Source organism: Rhizobium sp. P1_E1, assembly GCF_056406015.1.
Genome location: NZ_JBFUAY010000151.1, coordinates 1 through 11,535 on the forward strand (window position 1 = coordinate 1; position 11,535 = coordinate 11,535).

Genomic DNA, 11,535 nt, shown 5'->3' on the forward strand with positions numbered 1-11,535 from the left:
GAGATCTATCGCGTCGTCAGTGTCAGGGCGCAGTTGCCGCGCAACAAGGATGCTGTGCCTGTCTATGGTCTTTATTCCGCGCCGTCGGACAACATTCCGCTTCCAAATGCGCTGTTTTATGCGACCAGACGCACCGAAAGACGCAAGACGGACAAGGAGCGCAGGTTCGGGATGCGCAGTGCCTATCTTGGAAGCGAGACGTTCCTGTCCCTGAGCGAGCCGGCGGCTGGCGTCGAAGGCGAGCATGTCCGAAGCCTGAATGTCAGGGCGCTGGTCACCAACCGGCACCTGACCGACCAATTGCCCGTGAGACGGGGTGGCGCGGATTTCGTGTTGGTCGACGACGCGGCCATTCAGTTCGATTGCGTCGCAGGTCCGACGCCGCCACGTGAATCCCTGCTTGCCGGTGAGCACCGAAGTAGGGGTGCGGAGAAAACCGGGTCAATCCTCTGGAAGCTGATCAGCCTGTTGCAGTTTAATCATCTCGGACTGGATCCGGGAACGGCGAGATCGCGCAGTACTGCGTTGCAGGAGCTGCTGATGATCTTCGCAGATGTCTCCAATCCGATCATCGAGCGCCAGATCAGAGGCCTGTCCGATATCTCCGTCAAGCCGGCGGTTCGCAAGGTAAAGCAGCCCGACAGATATGATGTCGCCCGGGGTCTCGAAGTGAATGTCACGCTTGACGAAAACGCCTTCGAAGGACAAGGCGCTTTCCTATTCGGCGTCGTCCTCGCACGCTTCTTCACTGAATATGCGGCGTTGAACACATTCGTGGAGACGGTGATCATCTCCAAGCAGCGTGGCGTCCTCAAGCGTTGGGAGCCGCAGATCGGCGGCAGGGCGATCCTATGAGTGCCGATCCAATACAAGGCAAGGATCCACACACTCTGAACTTCTATCAGGTCTTGCGCACGCTCGAGCGTGATACGCCCAAAAAGCCGCGCATCGGTGACAGCGCGACGCTTGCCGAAGAAGTCGTGTTGCTTTCGCAAGACCCGTTTCTTGCTTTTCCCTCCGCCAATGTCAGCGCTGTGTCGTACAGTGAGACCGGCACTTTGCGACTGCACACGCGATTTCTGGGCATGTTCGGGCCGCAAGGGGCTTTGCCGTTGCACATGACGGAAGACGCGCAGCGCTGGTTTGCACGCGACCCGTCCTTTGCCCGCTTCGTCGACATCATATCGACACGCTTCCTGCAACTCTTCTACCGTGCCTGGGCCGATGCCCGTCCGATAGGCCAAGCCCAGCGACCCGATGACGACCGCTTCTTCGGTTACCTGGGCAGCTTCGTTGGCATTGCCACAAAAGCGATGCGCGAGATAGATACCGTCGGTGATGGCGCCAAGATCCCCTTCGCGGGTCTTGCCAATATCCAGGTCAAGAGCGCCTCGACCCTGCAGCAATTCCTGCACGGAATATTCCGCTTCAAGGTTGAGGTCGAGGAATGGATCGGTAGTTGGCTGATCTTCGATCAAAGCGAATGTATGCGGCTGGGAGGCGCTGAGGCGGTTCTCGGCTCGAACGCCTATCTTGGCAGCCGCATGCACACGATCAGCGAGCGCATCCGTGTCCRCATTCATTGTCGTGATCGAAGCCAGTATGAAGCACTTCTTCCCGGTGGGCTCGGATCAAGGCGTCTTGGCGATGCACTATTCTCCTTTTGTGGCCACCGCAAGGAGATCGAGGTCGAGCTCGGTCTTCCGGCCCGACAAGCTCCCGGATTGACGCTCGGCCAGTCCGGACAGCTCGGTTGGACCTCCTGGTTGTCGCCGCCCCGCGAGGCGCCAGAAGGGCAGTATTGTTTCGAAGCGCGGTTCAATCCGATGATTCATCGGACGGCACAGCGAGCAGGCACGTGACCGTGCTGCGACCTATCGGAGATCGACATGAGTGAAATCAGTCTTGAGACAGTGACCGGCAAGCTCAACACTGTTGGCTATGAGGCCTTTATGAAAGCGCTTCGTCACGCCAAGTCCATGGGAAACAGGAATGTCGAACTGGCGCATTGGTTCTTTCACCTGCTGCAGAACGAGCGCTGCGACATTGCGTGCATCCTCGACAAGTTGAAGATTGATCGTGGCCGGGTGCTGAGCGACATCACCTCCGCGGTCACCTCCCTTCGTGGCAATCAAACCGAGATGCCGAGTATTTCGCCGCATCTCTTCGATCTCCTGGACCGTGGCTGGCACTATGCGACGCTGCAATTCGGCGAACTGCAGATCCGCACCGGCCATCTGCTGATCGCTGGGGTGAAGTCGAACGACATCGCCCGGGCATTGAATTCGCTGTCACCCTTGTTCGGCAAGATCAATCCGGTCCAACTGGTGGAGGAGTTTGCGGCCCTGACGGAACATTCGGTCGAACGGGACGCGCGGCCGATTGATGGAACAGCGCCGAGTACGCGTTGGGACCCCGCCGCGTCAACAGCAACCAAGGGAACTACTGCGCTTGCACGTTTTACCGTGGATATGACCGAGCAAGCTGCGTCGGGCAAGCTTGATCCTGTCCTGGGGCGCGACGAAGAAATCCGGCAGATAATTGACGTCTTGTCACGGCGACGCCAAAACAATCCGATCTTGACCGGCGAGGCAGGGGTCGGCAAAACAGCCGTCGTCGAAGGGTTTGCACAGCGCATCGTTGCAGGCGATGTTCCACCGGCGCTGCAGAATGTTCGTCTGTTGGCGCTCGACATCGGGTTGATGCAGGCCGGCGCCTCGATGAAGGGAGAGTTCGAACAGAGGCTGCGATCCGTGATCGATGAGGTGCAGTCTTCGCCGACACCGATCATTCTGTTCATCGACGAAGCCCATACTCTGATTGGTGCCGGCGGCGCGGCCGGAACGGGGGATGCTGCCAATCTGTTGAAGCCGGCCCTGGCAAGAGGCACGTTGCGAACGATCGGCGCAACCACCTGGTCGGAATATCGTCAGTTCTTCGAAAAGGATCCCGCGCTTACACGACGTTTCCAGAATATCGCGGTCGGCGAGCCGTCCATCGAGAAATGCTGTTTCATGCTGCGCGGTATCCTTCCGGCGATGGAAAAGCATCACAATGTGCGCATCGCCGACGCTGCACTGGTGGCCGCGGTCGAGTTGTCTGTCCGCTATATTCCGGCGCGCCAGTTGCCCGACAAARCGGTCAGCCTGTTGGACACCGCCTGCGCGCGCGTGGCGATCAGTCAGAAGACACAACCTGCAGCAATCGAGGACCTGAAGGCGGCGATATCGTCAGCCGAAAACGAACTTTCGGCACTGGAAAAGGACAAGGAACTCGGCCGCGACAGTACGAAGCGGATAGAGGAGCTTCGGACCATCATCGCGGATCGCAACAGTATACTTTCAGCCAAGGAGGGTACGTTAGCGCACGAGCGAAAAATCGTCGACGACATCGTCGCCCTTAGGTCCCATAACCATGCGAATGACCAGCCCGCCACAGAGGAGCCTACAACTTCGCCGATTCTTGATCTTCTCGACGAGCTGGAGAAGATMGGGCCGGACGACCGCATGGTGCATGCCTATGTCGACGATCAGGCTGTCGCAGCGGTCGTTTCAGCCTGGACGGGCATTCCGATCGGACGAATGATACGAAGCGAGATACAGTCGATCATCGAGCTTCCGGAGATCCTGAATCAGCGCGTGATAGGGCAAAGCCATGGCCTCGACCTGATTGCGAAACGGATCGCCATCAATCGTGCCCGTCTGGACAATCCCGGCAAGCCGATCGGCGTCTTCATGCTATGCGGTCCATCCGGTGTCGGAAAGACGGAAACGGCGCTCGCATTGGCTGAAGCGATCTATGGCGGCGAACAGAACATGGTTACTATCAACATGTCCGAGTTTCAGGAAGCGCATTCCGTCTCGCTTCTCAAAGGTGCTCCCCCCGGCTACGTCGGCTACGGCGAGGGGGGGCGGCTGACCGAAGCGGTCAGGCGGAAGCCCTATAGTGCGGTGCTTCTCGACGAGGTCGAGAAGGCCCATTCGGACGTCCATGAACTTTTCTTTCAAGTTTTTGACAAGGGCCGCATGGAGGATGGGACCGGGCGCGAGATCGACTTCAAGAACACCCTCATTATCCTGACATCTAATGTCGGGACAGAGGTTATCATGGAAATGACGGACTATGGGCGCCAGGCGCCGGACATGGAGAGGCTCGGAGCGGCACTGCGGCCGGCATTGCTCGAGCATTTTCCGCCGGCTCTTTTGGGCCGTATCGTGGTGATCCCCTATATGCCCCTGTCGGAGACCACGCTCGGCAGGATCGTGCGCCTGCAGCTCGATCTCGTCGGCAGGCGCATCAAGACCAACTATGATACGACTTTCGATTATTCCGATGCCGTGGTTGCTCACATCGTTTCCCGCTGCAACGAGCCGGACTCGGGCGGTCGGATGATCGACAACATCATCATGAACCAGCTTCTGCCACGTCTTGCCGGGATCTTCCTGGCGCGCTCGATCGACAGACTGGCATCGACGGCCGTTGCGATCGGCGTGATTGACAATGACTTTACCTACGAGGTCACGTGACGTTGGCGGCGGCCAGGCAGTCTGACCGCTGGTCCGACAACGTGCGCCGGCCGGCGGGTGCTTGATGGCTAGAGCCGGCGGCTTGACTAGGCGATCGGCAATGCACAAAATTGACGACAGTTTTCGCCAGAAGAAGGATGCGGATCAGCTGAAGCGCAGGAAGCGGCGCCAGCAACGGATGCTGCGTTCCCTGCTGATCGGTGTGGTCTTCGCGGCCGGCTTTGCGGGATACGTTTTCCATGGTCCCGGCCGGTTGTGGGGGCCCGGCCCGGCGCCAGCACCCGCACCGACGGCCGAGCCACCGCCCGCCTATACCTCGATGATCCTGGATATCCCGGGTGATCCTCTTCGCCTTGAGATCGGCGGACAGGGTCGACAATCGAGCGCCAAGCTGCAGCGCACTCCGGAGCCGCTGCGAGAACTGGGCATTCCCGACACGCTCAGCGTCCTCAAAGAAGTCATCGTCCCCACCAGCCAGAAGCTGATGACCGCGATTCCTTCGAGCCCTGAGGACTTCGCTTTCTTTCAGGCGCAGCGAAGCCCTGCTATCGACGCGGTGCCACCCGCTGAGCCAGCCGCCGAGGCAGATGGCGCCAACGCACAGCAGGATGTTCCTGTCTCGCAGAACGCGGTTCCTCACGTGGGTACGAACGCACAGTCGACCGGCGGTTGGAGCAATATCGATGATGCCGATCTGGAGGGGAGTGATACGAGCTTTCAGAAAACGGAGATTGCCGACAACACCTCAACGATAGCATTGATTGCCAACCAGTTCAGGATGCCGCGAAGGGTTGACGACGTCCGCCGGGTGGTCAACGAGACGCCGGCGGGAGACTTTCTGAAGGCGAATGGCGTCGATCTCGTGGAGGCGGATGCTATTTCAACCAAATACAACGAGGCGACTGGAAATGACCGATTGCATGCCGGCGCGGTCGTCGCATTGCGTTACCTCAGCGAAATCGGCGGGGACCGACATCACAGAAAACTCGTCCAGATCGCGTTTTACGAGGCCAGCTCCTTCCAGGTTGCCTTCGCTGCCGATGACACCGGCGCGCTTGTCAACGCTGCCGATCCCTGGGTCGACACCGATCTTCTGAAGTCTTTGGACGGGACTGACGACACCATTGGCAACCAACGGTTCCGGCTGCTTGATGGTATCTATTCCGTCGGACTTCGCAATGGCATCGCAAGCGCTATCGTTGGTGAGGCGATCATGTATCTCTCGCGCGGGCATGATCTCGGCGAGTTCGCGGCCACCGGTGACACCCTCACATTGGTCTATTCGAATGACGGTCGCGCAACACCCGCCGGGCAGAACAGGGTCTTTTATGCCGGCATCGAGGGCAAGAATGTCGCCATTCATTGCTTTGTCTTTTTACCTTCGAATGGCAACGAGCTGGCCTGTTTCGAGACCGGTGACCGGTCGGGAACGGTCGATGTGGCTACCGGCATGGTCATGCCGGTAGCGGGGGCTGTCAGCTCGACCTTCGGACCACGCCGTCACCCCATCCTGGGAAAAATCCTGATGCACGAAGGTGTCGATTGGGCAGCGCCCATCGGCACGCCGGTACGGGCCGCCTATGCGGGGCGCGTGACGTTTTCCGGGGAAAACGGCAGTTTAGGCAATTTCATCCAAATCGACCAGAATAATGGGCGGGCAGAAGGTTATGCGCATCTCAACGGAATGGCCCCCGGTATTGAGGTCGGAAAGATGGTGGCAGCCGGCGACCTCATCGCCTTTGTCGGCACGACTGGCCAATCGACAGGGCCGCATCTGCATTTCGAGGTCTACGAGAACGGCAAGCCTGTTGATCCGATGCGCACCGTCACTGCGGCGAACGACCGTGGATCACAGGCCGTTGATGCCCTTGTCGATCGCATCATCCGTATCGAAAGCGGCGGGGCTGCCGATATCAAGAACCCGTTTTCGACGGCCACCGGCCTTGGACAGTTCATCGAAAGCACGTGGATCATGATGATGAAAACCTACAGGCCGGATTTGACCCAGTCACTTGATCGGGACGCGCTCCTGGCATTGAGGACCGATCCGACCCTGTCGCGCGAAATGATCGCCAATCTCGCCCGTGGAAACAAGGCCGACCTGGAAGCTGCCGGACAGACCGCAACGGCCGGGAGGCTTTACCTTGCTCATTTCCTTGGACCACAAGGCGCCATCTCTGTCCTTTCGTCGGATGACAACATGTCGCTCGAGAYGCTGCTCGGTGCACCGGTCGTGCGGGCCAACCCGTTCCTCAGCGGAAAGGATGTAGCTTTTGTCAAAGGCTGGGCAGACCAGCTCATGCGTAGCAAGGGTTCACAGTCCGGAACTGCCGACGCTCCGAAGCAACAGCAAGCTTCGCCTGAGTTTCTATCGTTCAAGGCAGCGATAGAGTCTGTTCTGGAGCATTCGTCGTGACAGCGCATGGCGCTTTGGGGCAGGTTTACCCGCTGGTCTGCCATGGGACAGACCCCACGCACAGGGATGGCCCATCCCTCGTGTTAACGGACATTGCCGGGATCAGAGGAGCGCATTGGGTATCGAAGCCTTATGGGCGTGCATGTGCTGACGATGTAGGGTAGGAAGCTTCTCACTCGCTACCTCTGGGTGTCGGGACTCTATATTTCGTCCACCACACGCATTTGCGCGGCAATCGCCGTGGAATTGCGGTCGAGCGTTATGTGGGTATACAATTTGAATGCAGAGATCAGTACTGGTTTCGGTGCAAGCGGCTGAAGGTGCTGGAAGGTGAGAATGCCAAGCTGAAGAAACTGCTGGCTGAGCAAACGCTGGACTCGCCACACTCGCGAGCTTCTTGCAATAAAATGCGCACCCCCACCTCCGCTTCTGCCCTCGGCAGCTTCCAAAGCAGGTGGAATCTGCCATCCACTTCTATTTCGGCCGGGCAGTCGGCCTTGCATCGACAGCGTGCCAAGTTCGCTCCAGCGCCGGCTGATATGTTAGCGCGGTGGGCTTTGTATGTCCGATCATCGGGCCCTTGCCAATGCAGCCCCAACGTTTGATGATGGGGCGGCGGGGTTTCTTCCAACAATCGCTTAGCTGACAATAACTACCGGCCATGGTAAGTTTTCGTATTCGTACGTGGAGCGGGCTCGACGCAGATGACTAGGTTCACAGTTGGTGGCAGTCACATAGATATCGCAGCATCTCTCCAAGATCATGGGGAGACCAGGCAGGAAAGTGCCTGGAAAGACGGTGCCTGGATTACCGTCCGTACGATGGGACCAATCGAAGGCCTCCGCGTCCATACCGGTGGTAAACGAATTGACGAGCGCAAGGAAAATCCTTCCGAAGCAGTAGGAAGATGGCTGCTTGTTGGTGATGTGATTCACACGTCGTCGCAGATCGTGTGTGGTCGCGCTCTACCAGGGCTCTTTACGAAAGTATCTAGCGTCACGATCCTGGCCGGTACAACTATCAACATTGGCATATGCGGACCGCTATTCGGCTTCCCCGGAGGGGGATGGCAGGCAGAGTACGTGCTCGGCCCACCGATGAGGATCGAAAACCTTCCGAATGTATGGTCGAACCGAGCGGGATCCGCATAAGTGACGATGGGGCAGTGGGATCAATGAATCTTGGTGTAAAATCCACTGAAGAAGCCAGCCGGGGGGCTATCTCTACTAGTTTTGGAGATATCGTAATCCGGCAATACCTCCGGAGGAAGCTCAACAAGGCCATTAGCTGGGTCTAGAAAAACTAATTCAGAGCCGGAAATGCCGACTCAAACAACTTGGTGGGCACCCGCCCCTTTTTTTCGCCATTTCACGTTCGCTATGACCGGAGAAGCGCGTGTCGCTTCCAAAAGGATGGCTTTGATTTGCACCGTCGACACCTGTGTCGATGTCGCCGTTAGCCCCTCCGCAGATAAAATATCTCCAATCTGCTTCATGGAGAGATTGCCGACACCCGCAAAAACATCCAAATACTTGGATCCTGTCTCAGTCAGCTTTGTAACATACTTTTGCTCGCCGCCACTCACACTGCGAAGCCTTTTCAAAGATACAGCCATGTATAACGCCGCGGCTGCGCAAGACGAATTCCTCTCTTGCATCCACACAACCCAAAGCTTGCCGCTTCTATCGGAAAAACTTCTTTCTGCCAAGATATTGCTCTTCGAATTTCTGCGATATCGAATGGTATCCCCTTTTAGATTAAAGTCTAGATGATGGACGGTGATGTTAGGCCGAAGCCTGCTTAGCGTTCTCTGCCTCGACGGATGCCTTGATCTCGTCAGCCAGTTCGGCCAGTTCCGACGAGCGAACCTGTGTGGGGTTATCGTAGGCTTAGGATAAGCACTGACCCGTCATCGTAAACTAAGGCTGGCTGCACGATGACATGGGACACCGGCAGGCGGCGTTCCCTCAGTCTAGTCATAAAGTCTGATGCGGATCGGCTTGGCCTCGGCCTCGAAGACGGTCTTACGGTCTGCTCATAAACCAAGGGAAATATGATGACGCAGCGAAATAAATGAACGTCCTGATGGCAAGCCACGTGTGCGGACTCTCGGCACGGTCCGTCTGTCATACGCAGATCTGATGGACGGGCTCTACGCCATCTGTAGAGAAGACTTGAACCGCCCCAGATTTACCGGAGACCCTAACTCGTGAGAAGTAGGGTCTATGATAAGCAAGACGACGAACAAATTCTCTCCTGAAGTCCGAGCCCGCCGTCCGGATGGTGGCGGAACATGAAGCCGAGCATCGCTCGCGCTGGGCAGCAGTATCTTCCATAGCTGCGAACATCGGCTGCTCGGCACATTTGCTCGATGAATGGGTGAAGAAGGATGAGGTGGACAGTGGCAAACGTGCTGGTCTGCCGAGCGATGTCTCGGAGAAGATGAATGCTCTTGAGCGGGAGAACCGCGAGCTACGTCAGGCCAACGAGATTCTACGGAAAGCGTCGGCATATTTTGCCCAGGCGGAGCTCGACCGCCCCAGCTATACTCTTCTGTCGCGGTTGCAAGCCTGAAGCGCGCTTTTTTTCAACCGCCGATCAGAACGTTTGGCATTCCAGCTATGATCGTTCCCCCGTGTGACGTGGCATCGCCCAACCGTGCCGCGGGCTGGTTGCCGATAAAGACGGTCGAGGAACCCTGTGCAATCGCATCCGGCGGCCCGACGCAGACGCACAGATCACCTACGCGGGCGGCAGGCTGATTGCCGATCAAAACCGGCGGATAACAGGGCGGCATGATCGGACCGCCAAGATGGGGAACAGGGGGAACGCCGGGCGTCACCATCGGACATATGTGCATATCGCCAAGGCGGGCAGCTGGCTTCGTCATGTCATGCCTCCGGAGGTTGTCTCAGTCGCATGTTATTCTCGTTGGAATTCGGATCTGTCGTCACAATTTATAGGACCGGCTATAGCGCTCGGCATGCGGGCCGGCCACGGGATCCGGTTCGTTGCTCGGCACTTCGGATCCGGTCAGCGGTGACCCTCCACAGTTCAGCATGACCATCGTGCCTTGTATCTGGATGCCTGCCGGACTGATGGTGATGAAATTGCCACCTGCCTGCAGGCAGATCGTTGCGCCGCTCTCGATCACCACCGATGTCCCGGATTTAATATAGACACTTGCCCCTGCTTCGAAATGCTGAGCCATACCGGCTTCGACGCGATAGCTTGAACCGACCGAAAGTACGTCATTGCCGGAGACTTTGCTCGTCCTCGCACCGATGACGCTCAAATGTTCAGAGCCCTTGATCGCCTGACGTCGCGAGCCTCCGATTTCGAGGTCCTTGTCTTTCGCAATTTTCTCGGAATCGGACGCACCGATCTGGGTATCGCGATTGAAACTGACCGATCTCGTCTCGTCTTCCTCGATGACCGTATTTAGATATTTCTGGGCATGTACCCAGATCTCCTCTTCGCCACTTTCGTCTTCGAATCGTATTTCATTGAAGCCACCGCCTTTGTGGCTGGCGGACTTGAAAATCGATCGGGTCTTATAGTCGGGGAGCTGATTGGGGGGCATGTTGTCGGCGTTGTAGAGGCACCCCGTCACGAGCGGTTTGTCGGGGTCGCCGTCGAGAAATTCGACGATTACTTCCATACCAATGCGCGGAATAACCATGCCGCCCCATTTCGCTGAGGCCCAGCTCTGGCCGACTCTGCACCGCATCGATTGATCATTCTGCCTGTCCCAGTAGAAGCGAACGAGGATCCTGCCATACTCGTCGCAATCGATCTCCTCTCCATCTTTTCCCACCACAAGTGCAGTTTGCGGGCCGTAGATCGATGGCTTTCGTGTGACCTGCTGCGGCTTGAAGGGTACGTCGCTCGATAAAAGCTCGTATCGCCCTTCATAGGTTGTCTCACCCATCCCCGTCGCTCCTGACCGATAGCTTTGCGAGGTGAAACTATGGGAAGCCTGGAGAACGACATACTCGCCGCACTGACTTGGGGCCGGATGATCGGTCATCGTCACGGATAAGCCGGGCATTAAGGTGATACAGTTTCCCGATGCTATGCACCGTTTGTCCAACGCGTCCTTCGCTTGCATGCGTAAAGACGCCAGCAGGTTGCCATCGCCTTGTTTGTCAAAGCGCCCCGGGTAGTGGTAGAGTTCCTGATCGCAGTGCTCGTAGCTGCCTATTCCAAACCGCTCACCCTGCATCTTGGCACGCGGTGTCTTGAAGTTGTAATCCCGCACGGTGATTTTCCCGGAACGAAACTGCCGGGTTGGAGTCCAGTGATCAAAACTTTCTTCAAGGCGCCTGTCATGGCCCGCTAGAGACCGGTAAGGGCGGCTGCTGCCTGTAACGGGCTCGAAGCCGCTATTGTCGTTCACCAGGACTAACTTGTGCGCATTTTCCTCGTGCTCAAAAAAATAGGTGATCCCAAACTCCTCCAAGAGGCGTGAGACAAAGGCAAAATCCGTCTCGTTGTATTGGACACAATATTCCATGACCGGAAAATCACCGCTGGTGCGATCGTCGAATGACGCAAAGCTATGACGACCAAATACTTCCTTGACGATGGAGC

The 11,535-nt window shown here is 57.4% G+C and carries 7 protein-coding genes and 1 pseudogene; 5 read left to right on the forward strand and 3 right to left on the reverse strand.

The window, feature by feature from the left end; genetic code table 11:
* The 4 genes from AC1D1Z_RS28865 to AC1D1Z_RS28880 all read left to right on the forward strand — a co-directional run.
* Positions 1-855 (forward strand): type VI secretion system baseplate subunit TssF (locus tag AC1D1Z_RS28865; protein WP_477852352.1); only part of this gene is annotated, 855 nt, incomplete at its 5' end.
* Entirely contained in the window at positions 852-1,862 is a 1,011-nt protein-coding gene (gene tssG / locus AC1D1Z_RS28870) for a type VI secretion system baseplate subunit TssG (protein WP_477852354.1), read from the forward strand. The genes AC1D1Z_RS28865 and tssG, both read left to right, overlap by 4 nt.
* Before the next feature lie 27 nt (positions 1,863-1,889).
* On the forward strand, positions 1,890-4,526 hold the full coding sequence (gene tssH, locus AC1D1Z_RS28875; protein WP_477852356.1) for a type VI secretion system ATPase TssH: 2,637 nt from the start codon (positions 1,890-1,892) through the stop codon (positions 4,524-4,526).
* 100 nt (positions 4,527-4,626) lie between these two features.
* Positions 4,627-6,942: a M23 family metallopeptidase gene (locus AC1D1Z_RS28880; protein ID WP_477852358.1), complete on the forward strand. Its 2,316-nt coding sequence runs from the start codon at positions 4,627-4,629 to the stop codon at positions 6,940-6,942.
* 1,327 nt (positions 6,943-8,269) lie between these two features.
* Here the strand turns inward: AC1D1Z_RS28880 and AC1D1Z_RS28885 are convergent.
* The gene (locus AC1D1Z_RS28885) at positions 8,270-8,557 is read right to left on the reverse strand and encodes a hypothetical protein (protein ID WP_477852360.1); all 288 of its coding nucleotides are present in this window, start codon (positions 8,555-8,557) and stop codon (positions 8,270-8,272) included.
* A 613-nt stretch (positions 8,558-9,170) separates the two neighbouring features.
* Here AC1D1Z_RS28885 and AC1D1Z_RS28890 point away from each other — a divergent pair.
* Positions 9,171-9,482 (forward strand): annotated as a pseudogene (locus AC1D1Z_RS28890) (transposase); the annotation flags it as partial.
* A 47-nt stretch (positions 9,483-9,529) separates the two neighbouring features.
* Here AC1D1Z_RS28890 and AC1D1Z_RS28895 read toward each other — a convergent pair.
* Both AC1D1Z_RS28895 and AC1D1Z_RS28900 read right to left on the reverse strand, forming a co-directional pair.
* Entirely contained in the window at positions 9,530-9,832 is a 303-nt protein-coding gene (locus AC1D1Z_RS28895; RefSeq protein WP_477852362.1) for a PAAR domain-containing protein, read from the reverse strand.
* Positions 9,833-9,892: 60 nt separating this feature from the next.
* Positions 9,893-11,535: type VI secretion system Vgr family protein (locus AC1D1Z_RS28900; protein ID WP_477852364.1), on the reverse strand; the 1,643-nt coding region annotated here is incomplete at its 5' end.

Excerpts from the sequence above, each read along its gene's own strand:
- AC1D1Z_RS28885 (WP_477852360.1), bottom strand. The coding sequence starts at position 8,557 with ATGGCTGTATCTTTGAAAAGGCTTCGCAGTGTGAGTGGCGGCGAGCAA.
- AC1D1Z_RS28895 (WP_477852362.1), bottom strand. The coding sequence starts at position 9,832 with ATGACGAAGCCAGCTGCCCGCCTTGGCGATATGCACATATGTCCGATG.